The 19018-nt window shown below is 70.3% G+C and carries 19 protein-coding genes; 9 read left to right on the top strand and 10 right to left on the bottom strand.

Going from position 1 to position 19018, the window contains the following annotated elements; genetic code table 11:
* Positions 1-86: 86 nt before the first annotated feature.
* Both ACV7NL_RS16530 and rnd read left to right on the top strand, forming a co-directional pair.
* The gene (locus ACV7NL_RS16530) at positions 87-533 is read left to right on the top strand and encodes a hypothetical protein (RefSeq protein WP_200935908.1); all 447 of its coding nucleotides are present in this window, start codon (positions 87-89) and stop codon (positions 531-533) included.
* A 141-nt stretch (positions 534-674) separates the two neighbouring features.
* Entirely contained in the window at positions 675-1826 is a 1152-nt protein-coding gene (rnd, locus tag ACV7NL_RS16525; RefSeq protein ID WP_463356259.1) for a ribonuclease D, read from the top strand.
* 49 nt (positions 1827-1875) lie between these two features.
* Here rnd and ACV7NL_RS16520 read toward each other — a convergent pair whose 3' ends face one another.
* Positions 1876-3717, bottom strand: coding sequence for a hypothetical protein (locus ACV7NL_RS16520; RefSeq protein WP_463356258.1), 1842 nt, complete (start codon positions 3715-3717; stop codon positions 1876-1878).
* 150 nt (positions 3718-3867) lie between these two features.
* Positions 3868-4194 (bottom strand): iron-sulfur cluster insertion protein ErpA, encoded by a 327-nt coding sequence (gene erpA / locus ACV7NL_RS16515; RefSeq protein ID WP_056185457.1) that lies wholly within the window; start codon positions 4192-4194, stop codon positions 3868-3870.
* A gap of 163 nt (positions 4195-4357) precedes the next feature.
* Here erpA and ACV7NL_RS16510 point away from each other — a divergent pair, with 163 nt between their 5' ends.
* Positions 4358-5659, top strand: coding sequence for a deoxyguanosinetriphosphate triphosphohydrolase (locus ACV7NL_RS16510; RefSeq protein ID WP_463357147.1), 1302 nt, complete (start codon positions 4358-4360; stop codon positions 5657-5659).
* 37 nt (positions 5660-5696) lie between these two features.
* On the opposite strand, the gene ACV7NL_RS16505 is transcribed toward ACV7NL_RS16510, so the two are convergent.
* Positions 5697-6323 (bottom strand): PilZ domain-containing protein, encoded by a 627-nt coding sequence (locus ACV7NL_RS16505; RefSeq protein ID WP_056185462.1) that lies wholly within the window; start codon positions 6321-6323, stop codon positions 5697-5699.
* A gap of 106 nt (positions 6324-6429) precedes the next feature.
* Entirely contained in the window at positions 6430-7038 is a 609-nt protein-coding gene (locus ACV7NL_RS16500; RefSeq protein WP_056487098.1) for a PAS domain-containing protein, read from the bottom strand.
* Between the two features lie 352 nt (positions 7039-7390).
* On the opposite strand from ACV7NL_RS16500, the gene ACV7NL_RS16495 reads away from it, so the two are divergent.
* Entirely contained in the window at positions 7391-8206 is an 816-nt protein-coding gene (locus tag ACV7NL_RS16495) for a rhomboid family intramembrane serine protease (RefSeq protein WP_463356257.1), read from the top strand.
* Between the two features lie 200 nt (positions 8207-8406).
* Positions 8407-8838, top strand: a complete 432-nt coding sequence (locus ACV7NL_RS16490; protein ID WP_056185470.1) for a CBS domain-containing protein — start codon at positions 8407-8409, stop codon at positions 8836-8838.
* 539 nt (positions 8839-9377) lie between these two features.
* Here the strand turns inward: ACV7NL_RS16490 and ACV7NL_RS16485 are convergent.
* The 3 genes from ACV7NL_RS16485 to folE all read right to left on the bottom strand — a co-directional run bounded on the left by ACV7NL_RS16485 (position 9378) and on the right by folE (position 11863).
* Positions 9378-10463 (bottom strand): patatin-like phospholipase family protein, encoded by a 1086-nt coding sequence (locus ACV7NL_RS16485; RefSeq protein ID WP_463356256.1) that lies wholly within the window; start codon positions 10461-10463, stop codon positions 9378-9380.
* Between the two features lie 124 nt (positions 10464-10587).
* Entirely contained in the window at positions 10588-11022 is a 435-nt protein-coding gene (gene hisI / locus ACV7NL_RS16480; RefSeq protein ID WP_463356255.1) for a phosphoribosyl-AMP cyclohydrolase, read from the bottom strand.
* Positions 11023-11032: 10 nt separating this feature from the next.
* On the bottom strand, positions 11033-11863 hold the full coding sequence (folE, locus tag ACV7NL_RS16475; protein WP_056185477.1) for a GTP cyclohydrolase I FolE: 831 nt from the start codon (positions 11861-11863) through the stop codon (positions 11033-11035).
* A 245-nt stretch (positions 11864-12108) separates the two neighbouring features.
* Between folE and ACV7NL_RS16470 the strand changes: the two genes are divergently transcribed.
* Both ACV7NL_RS16470 and yidD read left to right on the top strand, forming a co-directional pair.
* Complete coding sequence (locus ACV7NL_RS16470; protein ID WP_056185479.1) at positions 12109-12552, top strand: iron-sulfur cluster assembly scaffold protein; 444 nt, start codon at positions 12109-12111, stop codon at positions 12550-12552.
* A 1-nt stretch (position 12553) separates the two neighbouring features.
* Positions 12554-12898, top strand: coding sequence for a membrane protein insertion efficiency factor YidD (gene yidD / locus ACV7NL_RS16465; protein ID WP_463356254.1), 345 nt, complete (start codon positions 12554-12556; stop codon positions 12896-12898).
* Here the strand turns inward: yidD and ACV7NL_RS16460 are convergent.
* Positions 12882-14270, bottom strand: a complete 1389-nt coding sequence (locus ACV7NL_RS16460) for a 2-hydroxycarboxylate transporter family protein (protein WP_463356253.1) — start codon at positions 14268-14270, stop codon at positions 12882-12884. The genes yidD and ACV7NL_RS16460 overlap by 17 nt on opposite strands.
* A gap of 484 nt (positions 14271-14754) precedes the next feature.
* On the opposite strand from ACV7NL_RS16460, the gene thrS reads away from it, so the two are divergent.
* The gene (gene thrS, locus ACV7NL_RS16455; RefSeq protein WP_056185484.1) at positions 14755-16782 is read left to right on the top strand and encodes a threonine--tRNA ligase; all 2028 of its coding nucleotides are present in this window, start codon (positions 14755-14757) and stop codon (positions 16780-16782) included.
* Between the two features lie 104 nt (positions 16783-16886).
* On the opposite strand, the gene ACV7NL_RS16450 is transcribed toward thrS, so the two are convergent.
* Entirely contained in the window at positions 16887-17270 is a 384-nt protein-coding gene (locus ACV7NL_RS16450) for a hypothetical protein (RefSeq protein ID WP_463356252.1), read from the bottom strand.
* 29 nt (positions 17271-17299) lie between these two features.
* A complete protein-coding gene (locus tag ACV7NL_RS16445) occupies positions 17300-18223 on the bottom strand; it encodes a hypothetical protein (RefSeq protein WP_056185490.1) in 924 nt (307 codons plus the stop codon).
* A 226-nt stretch (positions 18224-18449) separates the two neighbouring features.
* On the opposite strand from ACV7NL_RS16445, the gene ACV7NL_RS16440 reads away from it, so the two are divergent.
* Positions 18450-19013, top strand: coding sequence for a nitroreductase family protein (locus tag ACV7NL_RS16440; protein WP_056185493.1), 564 nt, complete (start codon positions 18450-18452; stop codon positions 19011-19013).
* The last annotated feature ends 5 nt before the right edge of the window (positions 19014-19018 follow it).

Raw genomic sequence — 19018 nt, 5'->3', positions numbered from 1 at the left:
GAGAGCAGGGGCCGAAGGCGGGTTGCCCCTTACCGAAAAGCGCCGGATCCCTTCCGGAATCGCAGGCCCATCCCCATATCAGGCCTATGAATTCCAACGCTTTTTTCGACATTCTGAGACAGGCGGCGTCGGGGGCGCCCGGACCTGTGCAGGAGCCGGCCGGCGCCTCCGAACCGCGCGAGCGGCAGGAGGGCCAATGGCGTGTCCTGCCCCTCGAGGGCACCTTCGAGATCGTCTACGAGGATTCGCGCGGAGCCTGGAGCACTCGGCGCGTCGAGGCGCGCGAGCTGAGGCTCGGGCCGGGCCGGACGCTCCTCGGCGGCATCGACCGCGGCCGCGGCGGGTACCGGGGTTTCCGCGCCGACCGCATCCGCCGGCTCACCGATCCATCCAGCGCCACGCGCATCGAGACCGGCATCCTCGATTGGCTGCTGGCCCGCGCCGAGGCGCAGCGCCGCGAACGGACGGCGCAGCGCCGGGCCTGGGCGCAAGCGGCCCGCCGGGGCGGGCGAGCGGGATCGGTCGCGGCCTGAGCCCTGGCCGCCGATCCGTGCCACAGCGCCGGGACGGGCGGGGACAGGCGGACCGGTGCGCGTGCGAATTAGGGGGACGTGGCCAAGGACGTGAGCCGGCATCCCTCGCCTGAGGCGAGAACCTTCGGTATAGCCGGATTCATGGATCTGATCGCCACCACCGCGGCCCTGACCGAGGCCTGCACCCGCCTGTCCGCGCATCCCTTCGTGACCGTCGACACGGAGTTCATGCGCGAGACCACCTACTACCCGAAGCTCTGCCTCATCCAGATGGCGGCGCCGGACGGCTCGGGGGTGCTCGTCGACCCGCTCTCGCCCGACCTCGACCTCGCGCCCTTCTTCGCCCTGATGGCCGACGAGGGCGTGGTGAAGGTGTTCCATTCCGCCCGCCAGGACCTGGAGATCATCTGGCTCCTAGGGGGCCTGCTGCCGCAGCCGTTCTTCGACACGCAGGTCGCCGCGATGGTCTGCGGCTACGGCGACTCGGTCTCCTACGAGCAGCTCGTCAACGACGTGGCCAAGGCCAAGGTCGACAAGTCCTCGCGCTTCACCGACTGGTCGCGCCGGCCGCTCTCGGACGCCCAGCTCAGCTATGCCCTTTCCGACGTGACCCACCTCGTGAAGGTCTACGAGGTGCTGGCGGGCCAGCTCCTGTCCACCGATCGCGGCGAGTGGCTCGACGAGGAGATGAGCGTGCTCACCTCGCCGGAGACCTACAAGGCCGATCCGGCCTCCGCCTGGCGCCGGCTGGCGGGGCGGATGCGCAAGCCCCGCGAGATCGCCGTGCTGATGGAGGTCGCCGCCTGGCGCGAGCGCGAGGCGCAGAGCCGCAACGTGCCGCGCGGACGCATCCTCAAGGACGAGGCGGTGATCGACGTCGCGACCTCGGCCCCCCGCAGCATCGAGGCGCTCGGGCGCCTGCGCTCGATTCCCGCCGGCTTCGAGCGCTCGCGCACCGGGACCGACATCCTGGCGGCGGTGGAGCGGGGCTTCGCCCGCGACCTCACGGAGATCGCACTGCCCGAGCGCGCGCGCAGCCGGGGCGGCAACGGGGCTCTGGTCGAACTGCTCAAGGTGCTGCTGAAGGCGGTGTGCGAGACCGAAGGCGTCGCCCCGAAGATCATCGCCACCGTGGACGACCTGGAGGCCATCGCCGACGACGACGACGCCGACGTGGCCGTGCTCCACGGCTGGCGCCGCACGCTGTTCGGCGAGAAGGCCCTGGCTCTCAAGAGCGGCCGCCTCGCCCTTTCGGCCGAGCGCGGCCGGGTGGTGGTGCGCGACCTGGCATGAGGCCGGAGCGGCCGAGCACCGCTCCGATCCGCGCAACCACCGCCCTTTGTCAGTTCGCCTTGGCGTTGACCTCGAGCCGGTCGAACAGGGCCGCCGGGGTCGGGGCGGCGCTGAATTCCAGCATGCCGATGCCGGTGCCGTTCTTGGGCCGCAGGCTGAGCGAGAGGGTGCCGGGCTTCGTCACGAACTGACCCATCGCGGTGCCGATGGCCTTGGCGCCCGCCGAATTGCCGAGAATCGCGGGGACGCCGAACGTGCTGGCGGTGACGTATTCCTGCTTCAGCTCCTCGGGCTTCAGGCTCAGCACCTTCGACTGGGCGGCGATGAAGCGGTCGAACAGCCCGGTATTCTCGATGGTGAGGTCGAGGGCCTTGGCCGTGGCCGACAGCATGGCGAAGCTCGACACCGCCACGTCCGGATTGAAGACCTCCGGGCCGATGCCGCCGATCATGCCGTTGATGCGGACGCTGCCCATGTCCTTACCGGAGACCGAGACCTCGCCGAGCTTCAGCTCACGGGCGGATTCGTCCCAGGCAGTGTCGGCCACGAGGGCGAGATCGAGGTCGCGGTAGCCGTAGAGGCCCAGCGAGCCGAGGCCCGGCACCCCCGCGACCGCCGAGGCCGGCAGGGTCAGGCCCGACAGGCTGAGGCGCCCGGCGGTCGGCACCCCGTCGCGCGGGGCGGCGAAGTTCAGCGAGCCGTCGCGCAGGCCCACATGCATCGGCGCGGCGGCGGCCTTGTCGCCAGGGTCGCGCGCAGGGTCACGGACCGGGTCGCGTCCGTTCTGCGGCTCGGCCGGCAGATCGAGGCTGAGATCCTTCAGTGCCAGGGTGCCGAGGGCGGGCGTCAGCAGGCGCAGGTCCGCCTCCGCGGGCGGCGTGGTCAGGGCGGCGAGCTTGCGCAGGGCCGCGACGGTCGGAGCGAGCGAGAAGCCGTCGAGGGAGAGCCGGGCGAGGCGGGCCTTGGCGCCGTCGATCCCCGCGAAGGTGATGTCCTCCAGGTGGAGGCCCGCGCTCGTCATCTCCAGGCGGGCGACGCCGAGGCTGAAGGCATCGCGGGGCTTGGCTTCCTGGACGCTGAGGCCGGTGGCCTCCAGGGCGCCGACCGAGACCGCCTCGGCGAGATCGGCGCCGAGGCCCATCAGCCGCGCGCGTTCGGCAGGGGCGATCCGCTCGTAATCGAGCCCCGTGAAGGCCTGGAGCGCCCCGGTCCAGGTCGCCGGAATCTGTCGCCCGCTGAGGTCTCGGCCCTCGATCCGGGCGATCTTCACGGCCGTGCCCCGGGCGTCCACGTAGGCCACGTCGTCGACCGCGAAGGTGGCGTAGATCCGCTGCAGGGCACTCTTGCCGTCGCCCGGCTCGCCGTACAGGCGGGCGAGCACGGTCAGGTCGAGGTCGGTCGCCCGCATGCGCCCGTAGGTGCCGGTCCCCTTCTGAGGACCGCCCGCCACCAGGATCGAGGCGCCCGCCGCGGTGAGTTCGGCAATGCGCCCGGCCCGGACGTCGCGGGCGACCACATCGCGATAGGTCACCACCGGCGTCGCGTCGGCCGCGGCCGTGCGCTCGACCCGCAATTCGGGAATGGCCAGGCTGGCGGCATCGAGCCGGACGAGGCGGGCGGGCCAGGATTCGCCGGCTCCCCCCTTCAGCAGCGCGGAGAGTTCGTCCTTGGAGAGTCGGGTCCCGCTGGCGGTGATGCGGGGCGCCTTCAGCACCGTCTCGCCGAAGGCGAGGGTCACGTCCTGCAGGGTCACGTCCTGCACCGCCGAGGCCGCCTCCTGGGCCTGAGCCGCACCGGACCCGGCGCCGATTCCCGCGCCGAGGAGGACGAGGACGCAGGCCGAGACACCGGTCGCCCACGCACGGAGGGGGCGGCCTTTCGAGCAGGTCATGGGCGTATCCGGATCGCTGGCGAAGAGGCGCTTCGAAGGATCGCGTTCCGGGAGAGGAGCCCGGAGGCGTCGGAGAGAGGGCCTCTCCCGTGCCGCAGTTTCACGCGGGAGGCAATCGCGGGGCGGCCCCACGCGGGGACCGCACCTCATTCACAGGGAGAACGAGGTTCCGCAGCCACAGGAGGCGGTGGCCTGGGGATTCTCGATCTTAAAGGATTGCCCGATCAGGTCGTTCACGAAATCGATGGTCGCGCCGCTCATGTATTCCAGCGACATCGGGTCGACGAGGACGGTGGCACCGTCGCGCTCGATGGCGATATCGTCGGCAGCCCGCGCCTTCTCGATGTCGAAGGCGTAGGAGAAGCCCGAGCAGCCGCCGCCGTTCACGCTGATCCGCAGGGAGGCGCCGGGCGGCTCGGCGCCCATGATCTCGTTGATGCGCTTGGCGGCGCGGGGCGTCAGGGTGATGTCGGCCATCGGGGTGTTCTCGCGGGGTGGTCTCGAGATCCGCCGGCCGCCCAGGCCGATCGTGGCCCGGACGACGTTGGAACAACTGCTATGCGATACAAGATATGCCGGGGACCCTGATGCTGCAACGCGGCGGGACGTCAGGACACCGGATGCGGAGCGACGGAGCGTGATGCAGGCGGATTCGACAGGGCAGGGCGAGGCGCCCCAACGGCGTGATGAGGCGCCGCAGCGGCGTGGCGAGCGCTGGCGCGCGCCCTATGCCACCGACCCGGCGGCCACGCGCGGGCGCCTGATCCCGGAGGCGATCTCCCCGACGCGCAGCGATTTCCAGCGCGACCGCGACCGGATCATCCATTCCTCGGCCTTCCGGCGCCTCAAGCACAAGACCCAGGTCTTCGTCCATCACGAGGGCGACCATTACCGGACGCGCCTGACCCACACCCTGGAGGTGAGCCAGATCGCTCGGGCCCTGGCCCGGGCGCTCGGCCTCGACGAGGATCTCGCCGAGGCGCTGGCCCTGAGTCACGACCTCGGCCACACCTGCTTCGGCCATACCGGGGAGGACAGCCTGGACGCCTGCATGGCGGACCATGGCGGCTTCGACCACAACGCCCAGGCCCTGCGCATCGTCACGCGGCTGGAGCGGCGCTACGCCGGCTTCGACGGGCTCAACCTCGCCTGGGAGACCCTGGAGGGCCTGGTCAAGCACAACGGCCCCCTGCTGGAGCCGGATGGCCGGCCGACCCGACGCTGGATCGGCCGCGGCATCCCGGCGGCGATCCTCGAGTACAACGCCCTCAACGACCTCGAACTGGCGCGCTTCGCCGGCCCCGAGGCGCAGGCGGCGGCGCTCGCCGACGACATCGCCTACGACAGCCACGACCTCGACGACGGCCTGCGCGCCGGCCTGTTCGATCTCGCGGACCTCGCCGAGGTGCCGTTCCTAAGCGACCTGCTGACCGAGATCGACCGCCTCCATCCAAACCTCGAGTCCTCGCGAAAGATTCACGAGCTGGCGCGGCGGGTCATCACCCGCTTCGTCGAGGACGTGATCGCCGAGAGCACCCGGCGCATCGACGCCCTCAATCCGTCCTCGGTGGGCGACATCCGGGCGGCGCAGGCGCCGGTCATCGCCTTCTCGGAGGCGATCGCGGAGGCGGACGCGGCGATCAAGACCTTCCTGTTCGCGCGGATGTACCGCCACCCCGGCGTGCTCGCGGTGCGGGCCAAGGCCAACATCATCGTGGCCGACCTGTTCGCGCGCTTCACGGCCGAGCCCGGCGCGATGCCGGAGGAATGGTCGGCCGGGTTGGCGGAGGCGGAGCCGGGTCGCATCGCCCGCCGGGTCGCCGACTACATCGCCGGCATGACCGATACCTATGCGGCCCTCGCCCACAAGCGCCTCTTCGCGACGACGCCGGACCTGTCCTGGAGCCCGAACAGCCGCAGCCTGCCCCTCACCGAGGCGTAGGCAGCAGGACGGGACAGCACGGGGCGGCGCGCGGATCTTAGAGCGTCAGGCCCTCGTGGAACAGGTCGGGCGAGATCGGCAGCATGAACTGCACGCCGATACCGCCCTCGAAATGGCGCACCACCCGCCCGGGCGTACGCCCGACCATCAGGCTCACGCCGATCGCCGGGGTGCTGGCGGTGGTGAGCGCGACGCCTGACATCGAGATGTCGATGATCCGGGCCGCGACCTCGCGCCCGCTCTCCAGGCGCAGGACGACGCCCGTGACCAGGGGCGTGAGGCGCTCGTGGGTGCGGCCCTCGGGCAGACCGAGGTTCTCGCGGTTGGCGAGCCAGGTGAGTTGCGAGGCGATCTTGTCGCGCTTGCGCGGGGTGGCGTTGAGCCGGACGGCGAAGCCCCCGGGAATCAGGCGTGCGATCGTCCCCTCGATCCGGCCGACATGCTCGAGGTAGAGCACCACGCGCTCACCGAGCGCGCCCATGACCGCACAGGTCAGGCTGACCCCGCCCGGCGACATGTCGACGGTCTGGCAGGGATATTCCCGACGGTCGGCCAGCATGTAGCGCCCGAGTATCGAGACCTTGACGCGATGGTGCCGACGCAGGTCCGGACTGCGTCGATCCCGGGCCGACAGCCCGGCGGAACGTTCGACGTCCTCGATCATGATGGCGGGGCGACTCGCTTCGAGGATTCAAGCGGCTTCACGCTACCTGCCGATGGTTACCAAAGTTTTGTCGGATTATCCTTCCGCCGCTGGCCGGCCGCCTCGATCAGGCGCGTCCGCCCGGATGGACCAGGAGATGGCCGCGCCGCAACGGGGCGGAATCGTTGGCCGGCTCGGGCAGGTCGTCGAGGGTGGCCCTGGCATCCTGATAGGCCGGCACGGTCTCGTGGCCGAGGATGCGCAGGGAGGTCGTGCGCATCCGGGTCAGGGGCCGTATCCCGAGCCAATGCGGCACGCAGGTCGGGCTGAGCGCCCCGAGGATGCGGGTCTGGGTCTCGCCATGGTGCCGCAGGGGCAGCAGCAGCAGTTCGAGATCGATGGTCTCGTCACGCTCCGTCAGACCCTGCAGGCCGGCCACCACCCCAACCGTGTCGAGGGCCACGGCCTCCACCAGCAGCCAGGGATCAGCGTCGGGCACGCCCCAGAGCCCGGCGAAATCCCGGCCCTTGAGTTCCCGTCCGAACAGGGCGCAGACATGGGTCCCGGCCAGCCGGACCGAGGCCGCGCCGCGGGCCATGTCGACCTCGAGGATCAGGCTGTCCGCCAGCAGGTTCCGGATCTCGCCGGGCTCGATCTCGCTGCGCTCCGGCGCGGCGCGCGCGTGACGCAGTCGATCCCAGTAGGCGTGGAGCATGCGGCTGGTCGGATGCTTCATGAGATCCCACAATGGCACGGTCCGGCAAAGGACCTTCTCGAATTGGGCGGCTTCGGGAGCAATCTGGGATTGCCCGCGGAGTCTGTGCCGGGTCAGCGCAGAGTGTATGCCGATCAAGATCGACGCGCGCCCTTAACCTCTGATCAAGGTTAATGCGCAGGCCCGGTTGTCCACCGGCAAATTCAGGCCCGGTGTCCGGGTCGCGGCCCGGCGGACCTTCGTGTTCCTCACAATGGCCTTCGAGCACAGGGGGGCTGGTTTCGGGCAGGGCAGGGCGGTTTCGGGCATTGCAGGGTGGTTTCGGGCATTGCAGGACTTGCCGCGCCGCACCCGACCCCGACATGGTGGCCGCATGGATGCCACCCCCGACCTGCCGCCGCAGAACCGCGTTCCGATCTTCAACATGCCGGGCGTGGTCAGCACGTCGATCGGCGTGCTCGTGGGCATCCATGCCCTGCGGGAGTTCGTATTGCCGGACACCTGGGACATCGCGGCGCTGATCGACCTCGCGCTGATCCCGGGCCGCTGGAGCGTGGCCCTCGATCCGGCCCGGGCCGAGGATCTCCTCCGGGCGGCCTCGACCCTGGCGGGAGACCCCGACGTGGTCGAGGCGCGGCAGGCCTTCGCCCGTTACGTGGTGGCGGACCCCGCCGCCATGCCGTGGACCTTCGCCACCTACGCGCTGCTGCACGGCTCGTGGATGCATGTCATCTTCAACACCGTCTGGCTCGCCGCTTTCGGGGCGCCGGTGGCCCGCCGCTACGGGGCCTGGCGCTACGGCCTGGTCGGCCTGGTCGGCGCGGTGGCGGGCGGCATCCTCCACGTCCTCCTCGATCCCCTGAGCACCGCCCCCCTGATCGGGGCTTCGGCAGGCGTCTCCGCCCTGATGGCGGCAGCCGCGCGCTTCGTGTTCCAGCCGCCTCCCGTCTATGCCGGTGGCCCACCCTGGCAGCGGCCGGCCTTCGCCCCGCTCCAGACCATTCCGGAACTGATGCGCAACCGCACCGCGGTGGTGTTCCTGGTGATCTGGCTCGTCACCAACTTCCTGTTCGGAATCATCGCCCTGCCGCTTGGGGCCGAGGCGACGTCGGTCGCGTGGGACGCGCATCTCGGCGGCTTCCTCGCGGGCTTTTTCCTGCTGCCGCTGATCGACCGCGCCCGGCGCTGAGGGCAGCCCCTCCCGACCACCCCGGCGCCTTGAACTATCGTGCTATTTCCCTCCTCGATCCTGCGGGATCTTGCCAAGTGCGCACGCGGGCCACACTATCGCCATAGACCGAGCCGGGCACCCTGCCGCACAGGCCAAGCCCGGCATCCCTGCCCATCCGGCCCCCTGTCCATGGGGATATTCCGGGAAAGGACATGTCTATGACCGTTGCACGCATCCTCGCCGAGAAAGGCCGCTCCGTCGTGACGGTGGAGCCGCAGCGCAGTCTCGACGAGGCCATCCATCTCCTGGCCGAGAAGCGCATCGGCGCCGTCGTCGTCAGCGATGCGGATGGGGCCGTACGCGGCATCCTCTCCGAGCGCGACATCATGCGGGCGCTCGCCGCCAAGGGCGCCAACGCCCTGGACGCCCTGGTCTCCGAGCACATGACCGCCGACGTCACCACCTGCACCCGCGCCTGCAGCATCGAGGAGGTCATGCATCTCATGACCGAGGGCCGCTTCCGCCACGTGCCCGTGGTCGAGGAGGGGCGCCTAGCCGGGCTCATCTCCATCGGCGACGTGGTCAAGCGCCGGATCGAGGCCGTCGAGGCCGAACACCAGGCGATGCGCGACTACATCACCATGGCCTGATTTCCGGGCCTGATTTCCGGGCCTGATTTCCGGGCCTGATTTCCGGGCCTGATTTCCGGGCCTGATTTCCGGGCCTGATTTCCGGGCCTGATTTCCGGGCCTGATTTCCGGGCCTGATTTCCGGGCCTGATTTCCGGGCCTGATTTCCGGGCCTGATTTCCGGGCCTGATTTCCGGGCCTGATTTCCGGGCCTGATTTCCGGGCCTGATTTCCGGGCCTGATTTCCGGGCCTGATTTCCGGGCCTGATTTCCGGGCCTGATTTCCGGGCCTGATTTCCGGGCCTGATTTCCGGGCCTGATTTCCGGGCCTGATTTCCGGGCCTGATTTCCGGGCCTGATTTCCGGGCCTGATTTCCGGGCCTGATTTCCGGGCCTGATTTCCGGGCCTGATTTCCGGGCCTGATTTCCGGGCCTGATTTCCGGGCCTGATTTCCGGGCCTGATTTCCGGGCCTGATTTCCGGGCCTGATTTCCGGGCCTGATTTCCGGGCCTGATTTCCGGGCGTAATTTCCAGGCCTGCCCCGGAGCCCCGAGGCCGGTCAGGTCCGGGCGGCCGCCGCCGCCACGAGGCTGCGGATCTGCGGCAGGGCGGCGCGCGCCGCCTCGCGGCCGAGGGCGATTCCCTCGGCCGCGCGATGAAACTCGAACAGGCCCATCTCCGCCAGACGCGGCACGATGGCGATGTCGGGCGGATCGCCGGCGAGGCGCGCCCGCGAGATCCGGTCCTGCGTGATGTTGAAGGCATCGAGCATCACCCGCGCCATGCCGGGCGTGGCGAGGCCGTGCGCCGACCCGGGGGCCTCGGCTCCGGCAGTCTGGACTCCGGCGATCTGGGCTCCGGCGGTCTGGGCGCGCGGTCCCGGACGGCGCAGGCCCCAGCGCCGCGGCCGGCGCGGGGCGGGCGCGACGACAGGCTCGGCCGCGATCCGGGCTGGGACCGCATCCCGCGGGTCACCGGAGCGCGGGTCGCCGTGGAGGTTGACGCAGATCACCAGATCGGCCCCGAGCGCCCGCGCGATGCTCACCGGAACCGGATTGACCAGCGTCCCGTCGAGGAGGAGCCGGCCGCCGCAGCGCACCGGCGGGAAGATGCCCGGCAGGGCATAGGAGGCCCGCAGGGCCTCCACCAGACAGCCCCGGGTGAGCCAGACCTCCTCGCCGCTGTCGAGGTCGGTGGCCACGCTGGCGAAACGGATCGGAAGCCCCTCGATGCGACGGTCGGCGAGGTCGTGCTGGAGGCGCCGTCTCAGGCGGTCGCCCGCGATGAGGCCGGAGCGGAGCCGGAGATCGAGCAGCCCCATGACGCTGCGCCGGGTCAGCGACAGGGCGAAGCTCTTGAGAAGGCCGAGCTGGCCCGCCGCGTAGCAGCCGCCCACCACGGCGCCGATGGAGCAGCCCGCCACCACGACCGGGTGGATGCCGGCCTCCTCCAGCACCTCGATCACCCCGATCTGCGACCAGCCCCGGGCCGATCCGCCGCCGAGCGCGAGGCCGATGCGCGGCCCCGGAGCCTGCGGCGGGGTCACGGGCTCGACGGCACCGGGGGGAAAGCGCGGGCGTGCCGGCGCGATCCGCTGGACCTCGACCTGGGCCGAGCGCCCCGGGGAGAGGCCATCCCACATCATCGACACAGGATTCGGCAGGATGTGCGCAGGCGAGCCAGGACGTTTCGAGGCGGGATCATGCCGGGCAGGAACCTCGTCGAACAAACCGCGTCCAAGAAACCGCGTCCAAGAAACCGCGTCGGGCTCAGGTGTCGGCGGGGCTCAGGACACCCTGTCCGGTCACCGGATCGTGATCGACGCGGCGATAGAAACAGGCGCGCCGGCCAGTGTGGCAGCAGCCGCCATCCCCCCCGACATCGACGCGAATCAGCACGGCATCCTGGTCGCAATCGACCCGCATCTCGACGATGCGCTGGACCTGCCCACTGGTAGCGCCCTTGTGCCAGAGTTCGCCGCGCGAACGCGACCAGTACCAGGCCTCGCCGGTCTCCAGGGTCCTGGCCAGCGCTTCGGCGTTCATGTGGGCGAGCATCAGCACCTGCCCGTCGGTGGCATCGACGGCGATGCAGGAGACGAGGCCGTGGGCGTCGAACCGGGGGGTGAAGACGGCCCCTTCCTCGACCTCGGCCCGGGCGCCCGGGTTCGGGAAGGCGCTCGTTCTGGGGACGGAAGAGGTCATAAGGATCGGCTCAGGACTTGTTGCGCACGAGGGTGAGGAAGCGCACCTGCTCGTTGGCATCGTTGCGGAAGGCGCCCCGGAATTGGGTGGTGATGGTGGAGACGCCGGCCTTCTGGACGCCGCGCATCGCCATGCAGAGATGCTCGGCCTCGACCATCACGGCGATGCCGCGGGGTTTGAGGATGCTCTCGATCACGTCGGCGATCTGCGCCGTCATGGTCTCCTGGGTCTGCAGGCGGCGGGCGAAGGTGTCGACCACGCGGGCGAGCTTCGACAGGCCGACCACGCCCTTGGTCGGGTAATAGGCGATGTGCGCCAGCCCCATGAAGGGCACCATGTGGTGCTCGCAATGGGAATAGAACGGGATGTCGCGCACCAGAACGATGTCCGAATAGCCCTCAACCTCCTCGAAGACCCGCTCGAGGAGCGCGTCGGCATCCTGGGCGTAGCCGCCGAAGATCTGGCCATAGGCCTTCGCCACCCGGGCCGGGGTGTCGCGCAGGCCCTCGCGGTTCGGGTCGTCGCCGGCCCAGCGCAGCAGCGTGCGCACGGCGGCCTCGGCCTCTTCGCGGCTCGGACGGCCGGTGGCGATGGCGTCGGGCACCCGCTGGGCGGAGGCGGGCAGGGGCGCGATCTCGGGAGCGGGTTCGGGCGCAGGGGCCTGGCCGCGCGCGTTGTCGTTGCGCATGGCGTTGAGGGCGCCGTTCTGGCGGGTCGGTTCCATCCCGGATTCCTCCGTCTCGGTCAGGCGGTAGGAAAGGGACTTGAGCGCGGCATCCATGGCATCTTCCGCCCGGGCGATCCGGGTCGTCATCGGGTGGCTGTCAGGCTTTGCGTACATCGTCGAACCATGGGCCGTCGGGTAAGATGGACCGATGCCCGGACGGTGCCGCCTGTCGTGGCGCGACCCTGGCCGTGGGCGCGCCCCGGGTCGACGAGCCGCCTCCTCGCGAAACGGTGCGTGGGGGCCTATATCGTCGTTATCGCGCCGTCGCGCAATGCAGGCCGAGCGGATCAGATCTCCGGGATTGGAAGCCGGCTTCGCGCCCGGTCGTCCCGGCGGAACGGCCAGAGGATCGAAATTCCATGCTCGACGACATCTACAACCGTCGCATTCTCGAACTGGCCGCCGATATCCCGCGTCTCGGCCGCCTGGACGCTCCGGATGCCAGCGCCACCGCGCATTCGAAGCTCTGCGGCTCCACCGTCACGGTGGACCTCGCGGTGCGGGACGGCACGGTCACCGACTTCGCGCACGAGGTGAAGGCCTGCGCTCTCGGCCAGGCCTCGTCCTCGCTGATGGCCCGCCACGTGGTCGGGGCGCGGGCGGAGGAGCTACGCGAGGTCCGCGCCGCGATGCGGCGGATGCTCAAGGAGGGCGGCCCCGCGCCCGGCGGCCCCTGGGCCGACTTCGCCGTGCTGGAGCCGGTGCGCGACTTCAAGGCTCGCCACGCCTCGACGCTGCTGACCTTCGACGCGGTGGTCGAGGCCCTCGACCGGATCGAGGCCGGCGCGGTGGCGGCCGAATAGCATGCGGCTCCGCCGCGTCGCCCACGGGGCGATCCGCGCCTATCAGCTCACCCTGTCGAGCCTGATCGGCCGCCAGTGCCGGCACTGGCCCTCGTGCTCGACCTACAGCGACGAGGCGATCCAGCGGCACGGGCTCTGGGCAGGCGGCTGGATCGGGTTCGCCCGTATCTGCCGCTGCGGTCCCCTCGGCACCCACGGCATCGACCTGGTGCCGGAGTCCCTGCCGGCGCGCGCCACCGGATTGACCCCGTGGCGCTACGGCCGCTGGCGCGGCGTGAACGCGCCGCCCTCGCCGTTCGCCTGCGAGGCGATCGGGGAGGAGGCCGTGCCTACCCGACCTTCGTGATCCACTTCAGCAATACCAGCGTCCCCGTCACCGTGAGGGCGCCGCCGATGCGGGTGGCGATCTGGGCGAAGGGCATCAGCGCCATGCGGTTGGCGGCGGTGAGGATCGCCACGTCGCCGGTGCCGCCCTGGCCGCTGTGGCAGGCGTTCACGATCGCGGTCTCGATCGGATACATGCCGAGGCGGCGACCGACGAGGTAGCCCGTTCCCATCAGGGTGACGACGGTGGCCACGATGGTGATGAGGTTCGGAATCGTGAAGGCCGCCACCAGCTTGTCCCAGGGCGTCAGCGAGACGCCGATGGCGAAGAGCAGCGGGTAGGTCATGCCGACCTGCACGAATTTGTAGACGATGAAGCCACCGGCCTGGAGCCGGGGCGAGACCGCGCTGGCGAGCTTGGCCAGCACGGCCAGGAACAGCATCGCCACGGGGGCGGGCAGGCCGGTGAGGTGGTGGCACATCACGCCGAGCAGGTAGAGCGTCACCGCCGTGAGGCCGGCCGCCGCCACCGTGGCGGCGTCGATGGGGCCGGTCTCCACGGGCGCCCGCGCCTGCATGTCGTTCTCGGTGTCGGGTTGCAGGCGGCCCTCGCCGGTGAGATGCGGCTTGCGCTTGCCCACCCAGTTGAGGGTGCCGGCCAGGATGATCGCCGTGAGGCTGCCCAGCATCACGACCGGCAGCACCTGCGCGAAGACGTCGCCCTCGGGCAGGCCGAGGATGTTGCCGTAGCCGATGGAGAGCGGGATCGCGCCCTCGCCGACGCCGCCGGCCATGATGGGCACCACGATGAAGAAGAAGGTGTGGTGCGCCCCGAGCCCCAGCAGGGTGCCCACGAGCGTGCCGACGCAGCCCGCCGCCAGGGACCCGAGCCCGAGGGGGACGAAGATCTTGAGGAAGCCCTTGATCAGCACCGTCCGGTCCATGCCCAGGATGCTGCCGACGATGATCGCCGCGATATAGAGATAGAGGAAGTTGGTGAACTTGGTGAAGTCGGTGATCGCCTTGACGATCGAGCCCGGGATCAGTTGGTAATAGACCAGCGCCGACGGGATGAAGGTGGCGAAGATCGCCCCCGCCCCGATCTGGCGCAGGACCGGCAGGCGCTTGCCGATCTCCGCGCAGGTGAAGCCGCCGAGGACCAGAACGGCGATCATCGTCGGCGCGTCGGCCTTGATCTCGCCCTCCGAGGTCAGCACCCAGAGCAGCGCCACCAGGATGAGGTAGACCGGCAGCGGGATGATGCCGATCTGCAGGTCGACGAGACGCCACCAGCCCTGCGGCCAGAATCGTGTCCCGGTCTGGACCCCCGGCAGGTGGGCCGTCGTGGTGATCGCAACGCCCTCGGGGTGCGCCGTCGGTACGGGGCTCGGCATGAACGTGTCTCCCGGCGAAAGCCCTTTTTGCCCCGAGGGGCCGGCTCTTGTCTGATTTTCTGGATTTCGTTGCTGGTCTCGACCGCGCTTAACGGAAGGCCATCCGTCAGCAGAAGTCGGCGCAAGCGGGCTTTGTCAATTGATCGGCCCGCACGACACCGCACGGGTGATTGAGGATCGCTGGCGATTGTCAGCGACCGGGACGGGAGCCGTGCGGGCCGGCGCCGGCCCGGCCTGGCGGTCCTGTCGGGGTCTCGTGCTCCCGGACGCGCGAATTCGCGTTCCTTCACGCCCGGAATAGGTCTAAACGGCCCGACGCGGCGCACCTTACGGGGCCCGCCCAGAACCTGCTTCCCCGATCCCGCTTGCCCGATCCCGCTGCCATCCCCCCATCAGCCATCTCTCCACCAGCCATCTCCCCACCAGCCATGCCCCGCTTACCTGCCGCGTACGCAGGAGTGAGCCTTCCAAGGAGCCTTCGGCCATGCCGACCCTGACCTTCCCCGACGGCAACACCCGCAGCTACGAGGCCGCGATCACCGGCCGCGCCGTCGTCGAGGGCATCGCCAAATCCCTGGCCAAGCGCACCGTCGCCATGGCGCTCGACGGCACCGTGCGCGACCTCGACGACCTCATCGCGCAGGACGCCCGCATCGAGTTCCTCGACCGCACCGACGCGCGCAGCCTCGAGCTGATCCGGCACGATTGCGCCCACGTGCTGGCGGAGGCGGTGCAGGCCCTGTGGCCGGGCACGCAGGTCACCATCGGGCCGGTGATCGAGAACGGGTTCTACTACGACTTCGCCCGGGACGAGCCGTTCACGCCCGAGGATTTTCCGAAGATCGAGGCGAAGATGCGCGAGCTCATCGCGCGCGACGCCCCCTTCACCAAGGAGGTCTGGAAGCGCGACGACATCCGCGCGCTCTTCGCCGAGAAGGGCGAGGCCTACAAGGTCGAACTCGTGGACGCGATCCCGCCCGGCGAGGACCTCAAGGTCTACCGCCAGGGCGATTGGTTCGACCTCTGCCGCGGCCCGCACATGACCTCGACCGGCAAGGTCGGCACCGCCTTCAAGCTGATGAAGGTGGCGGGCGCCTACTGGCGGGGCGATTCCAACAACCCGATGCTGACCCGCATCTACGGCACCGCCTGGGCCTCGAAGGAAGACCTCGACGCCTACCTGCACCGCCTGGAGGAGGCCGAGCGCCGCGACCACCGGCGCCTGGGGCGGGAGATGGACCTGTTCCACTTCCAGGAGGAGGGGCCGGGCGTCGTGTTCTGGCACGCCAAGGGCTGGACCGTGTTCCAGGAGCTGATCGCCTACATGCGCCGGCGCCTGCGCGGCGACTACCAGGAGGTCAACGCTCCCCAGATCCTCGACAAGGCCCTGTGGGAGACCTCCGGCCACTGGGGCTGGTATCGTGAAAACATGTTCGCGGCCCAGAGCGCCGGCGACGAGGCCGAGGACAAGCGCTGGTTCGCGCTCAAGCCCATGAACTGCCCCGGCCACGTGATGATCTTCAAGCACGGCCTGAAATCCTACCGCGACCTTCCCTTACGCATGGCCGAGTTCGGCGTGGTCCACCGCTACGAGCCCTCGGGCGCCATGCACGGCCTGATGCGGGTGCGCGGCTTCACCCAGGACGACGCCCACATCTTCTGCACCGAGGACCAGCTCGCCGACGAGTGCCTGAAGATCAACGACCTGATCCTCTCCACCTATGCCGATTTCGGCTTCGGCGAGATCGTGGTGAAGCTCTCGACCCGGCCGGAGAAGCGGGTCGGCTCGGACGCGCTCTGGGACCATGCCGAGGAGGTGATGACGCGCGTCCTCTCTCAGATCGAGGAGCAGTCCGGCGGCCGGATCAGGACCGCGATCAACCCGGGGGAGGGCGCCTTCTACGGGCCGAAATTCGAATACGTGCTGCGCGACGCCATCGGGCGCGACTGGCAATGCGGCACGACGCAAGTCGACTTCAACCTGCCGGAGCGCTTCGGCGCCTTCTACGTCGATGCCGAGAGCGGCAAGAAGCCCCCGGTCATGGTCCACCGCGCCATCTGCGGCTCCCTGGAGCGCTTCACCGGAATTCTGATCGAGCATTTCGCCGGGCATTTCCCGCTCTGGCTGGCGCCCGTGCAGGTGGTGGTCGCCACCATCACGGGGGACGCCGACCCCTACGCCCGCGAGGTGGTCGCCGCCGCGACCCGTCTGGGCCTGCGGGTGGAGGCGGACCTGCGCAACGAGAAGATCAACTACAAGGTCCGCGAGCATTCGCTGGCCAAGGTGCCGGTGATGCTCGTCGTCGGCCGCAAGGAGGGCGAGGAGCGCACGGTCTCGGTGCGGCGCCTGGGCAGCCAGCACACCCGCACCGGCGGCCTCGACGAGACCCTGGCGGCCCTGGTGGCGGAGGCGACCGCGCCGGACCGCATCCGGGCGGATGCGGTGGCCGAGACCGTGCCGAGCGCGAACGTCGCCCTCGACGCCCAGCACGGCGAGGCGCCGACGCCGTAGCGTTTGTCAGGGATCAGGGGCAACCGGTTATCCCGACACGACAAACGAAAGCCTCGGAAGTCTGTCCGGCTCCCTCCGGCCCACGTTGTCCGGAGAGGCCCGGATCAGGTGGCGCAATTGGCCGCGTAGAGGGCCAGGATGCGCTGCATGGCCGCGTAATCCTGCGGCGTCGCCGGATTGCGCAGTTCCGGCCCGTCCGGAACGATACCGGCGATGCCCGCCGCGAGGTCGGCGACGAAGCGGCGGGGTCCGACCGGGTTGCCCATGCGGTTGGGGGTGTCGACCGCGCCGCAGACAGCCCCCGCGCGACCGGCGCGAAGCCCGCTGTAGCGGGCGGCGGCGGGATGCTTCAGCCCCTGGCCGAGCAGCGCCATCACCCGGCCGGTGATGTCCGGACCGATCTCCCGGTCGGAGCCGTCCGTGACCTCGGCGCGGGCCGGACTCATTGCCAGGAGCAGGGTGAGGGCGCCGATCGCCAGTCGCGTCATCCGTGCGCTGTCCCTCCGGACGTTTCGCTTCAGCCGGCTTTGGCGAGGACCTCGACGTCGCGGTTCAGGCCGCTCTCGACCTTGAACTCGCGGGTGTAGACCTGCCCGTCGTGGCGGGCGATCAGGACGTAGTCGCCCTCCGCCAGGGTCACCTGCGGGAAGGCGCCGATGGCCTCGCGGATGGTGTCGCCGCCCGGCGTCAGCACGCTGAAGGCGGTGCCGGCGAAGGCCTCGGCGCCCTCGGCCGCCACCAGCTTCAGGGTCAGGGTGGCGGCCCGGTGGTTGAGGGTGGCGTCCGTGACCTTGCCGTTCTCCACCTTGAGGTCGGCGCGCTGGATCGCGTTCGAGCCGCCATAGGTCGAGACCACGTGGTAGGTGCCCTCGGGCAGGCGCAGGAGTTCCCCGGCCTTGACGCCGCTGCGCACGAGGCGCCCCTCGGAATTCGTCCCGATCGGCACGAAGACCGAGAAGGCGAGCTGGTCGGCGCTGAGCTTCACGTCACCGATGGCGCCGGACAGCCTCAGTGCCCCGGCGCTGACCTTGAGCTGTTCGGCGACGGGCTGGCCCGCCATCGCGATGCGGCGCGAGGCGCTGGCATAGCCGTAGGTGACGGTGGCGACGTAACTGCCGGGCGGCAGGGTGAAACTCGGCTCGGCCGCCTCGGAGCGGGCGACGATGCCGGGCTTGGCCCCGTCCGGCCGGTCCTCGTAGATGCGCCAGGCCAGCCCCGAGCGCAGAGGCTTGTCGCCACCGGCGAACACCGCCGTCAGGTTCAGGGCCGCGCTCGCCATCTCGGGCAGCGGTGGCACGGACGGGTCCGACATCGAGGGGGAGGGGAGGTTGGGCCCGATGCGGTTGTGAAAGGCGTTGCCGTCCTGGGCGCCGGCGGGCAGCGCGGCGACGATCAGGAGGGCGCCGCTCAGAAGACCCCACCGGTTTCCAGCCCGTACCATCCGTTACTCCTCCGCGCCCGGCGCGGCGTTGCCAATCCGGCGCCGAGGCGCCATGTCTCGAATCTCGCGCCGAGCGGCGCCATCTCTCGATCCGTCATGAGGCGTCGCGCCCGGCGCCGGACCATGGCGGGGCCAAGATGGCGGCGGCAAGGCCAGAATCGCGTGTGCGCGGCGGCCCCGCCCCGTGGCCCCCGTTCCGTCCGGCGGATTTCACCACAAGGGTCCCATGAACGCCACCCTCGATCTCCTGCGCACCCGTCGCTCGGTTCCGCCGCTCCGCCTGGAGGAGCCCGGCCCGAATCCGGCCGAACTGGACACGATCCTCACCCTCGCGTCGCGGGTGCCGGACCATGGCAAGCTGGCGCCCTGGCGCTTCCTGGTGATCGCGGGCGAGGCCCGCACCCGCATCGGCGCCACCATCGCCGAGGCCTACGCCGCCGACCATCCGGAGGCCGACGCCGTCCGCCTCGACCTCGAGCGCAACCGCCTCGCGCTCGCCCCCCTGGTGGTGGCGGTGGTGTCGCGGGCCGGTCCGCACATCAAGATTCCCGAATGGGAGCAGGTGCTGTCGGCGGGTGCGGTCTCGATGAACCTCGTGGTCGCCGCCAACGCCGCGGGCTTCGCCACGGCCTGGCTGACCGAGTGGTTCGCCTACGACCGCCGCATCCTCGACGTTCTCGGCCTGGAGCCCCGCGAGCGGCTCGCCGGCTTCATCCATATCGGCCGCCCGCAGGAGGTGCCGCCCGACCGGCCCCGGCCGGCGCTCGCCGACATCGTCACCCGGCTCTGAGGGCG

The sequence above is a fragment of the Methylobacterium sp. Ger2507 genome, from assembly GCF_055231875.1.
This window is presented reverse-complemented; position numbering and strand designations above follow the sequence as displayed.

Coding starts and splice junctions, on each gene's coding strand:
- ACV7NL_RS16445 (WP_056185490.1), bottom strand. CDS start 18,223: ATGGTACGGGCTGGAAACCGGTGGGGTCTTCTGAGCGGCGCCCTCCTG.
- ACV7NL_RS16490 (WP_056185470.1), top strand. CDS start 8,407: ATGACCGTTGCACGCATCCTCGCCGAGAAAGGCCGCTCCGTCGTGACG.
- ACV7NL_RS16495 (WP_463356257.1), top strand. CDS start 7,391: ATGGATGCCACCCCCGACCTGCCGCCGCAGAACCGCGTTCCGATCTTC.
- yidD (WP_463356254.1), top strand. CDS start 12,554: ATGCGGCTCCGCCGCGTCGCCCACGGGGCGATCCGCGCCTATCAGCTC.
- ACV7NL_RS16460 (WP_463356253.1), bottom strand. CDS start 14,270: ATGCCGAGCCCCGTACCGACGGCGCACCCCGAGGGCGTTGCGATCACC.
- ACV7NL_RS16500 (WP_056487098.1), bottom strand. CDS start 7,038: ATGAAGCATCCGACCAGCCGCATGCTCCACGCCTACTGGGATCGACTG.
- erpA (WP_056185457.1), bottom strand. CDS start 4,194: ATGGCCGACATCACCCTGACGCCCCGCGCCGCCAAGCGCATCAACGAG.
- ACV7NL_RS16440 (WP_056185493.1), top strand. CDS start 18,450: ATGAACGCCACCCTCGATCTCCTGCGCACCCGTCGCTCGGTTCCGCCG.
- ACV7NL_RS16505 (WP_056185462.1), bottom strand. CDS start 6,323: ATGATCGAGGACGTCGAACGTTCCGCCGGGCTGTCGGCCCGGGATCGA.
- rnd (WP_463356259.1), top strand. CDS start 675: ATGGATCTGATCGCCACCACCGCGGCCCTGACCGAGGCCTGCACCCGC.
- ACV7NL_RS16450 (WP_463356252.1), bottom strand. CDS start 17,270: ATGACGCGACTGGCGATCGGCGCCCTCACCCTGCTCCTGGCAATGAGT.
- ACV7NL_RS16530 (WP_200935908.1), top strand. CDS start 87: ATGAATTCCAACGCTTTTTTCGACATTCTGAGACAGGCGGCGTCGGGG.
- ACV7NL_RS16520 (WP_463356258.1), bottom strand. CDS start 3,717: ATGACCTGCTCGAAAGGCCGCCCCCTCCGTGCGTGGGCGACCGGTGTC.
- hisI (WP_463356255.1), bottom strand. CDS start 11,022: ATGACCTCTTCCGTCCCCAGAACGAGCGCCTTCCCGAACCCGGGCGCC.
- folE (WP_056185477.1), bottom strand. CDS start 11,863: ATGTACGCAAAGCCTGACAGCCACCCGATGACGACCCGGATCGCCCGG.
- ACV7NL_RS16510 (WP_463357147.1), top strand. CDS start 4,358: ATGCAGGCGGATTCGACAGGGCAGGGCGAGGCGCCCCAACGGCGTGAT.
- ACV7NL_RS16470 (WP_056185479.1), top strand. CDS start 12,109: ATGCTCGACGACATCTACAACCGTCGCATTCTCGAACTGGCCGCCGAT.
- thrS (WP_056185484.1), top strand. CDS start 14,755: ATGCCGACCCTGACCTTCCCCGACGGCAACACCCGCAGCTACGAGGCC.
- ACV7NL_RS16485 (WP_463356256.1), bottom strand. CDS start 10,463: ATGATGTGGGATGGCCTCTCCCCGGGGCGCTCGGCCCAGGTCGAGGTC.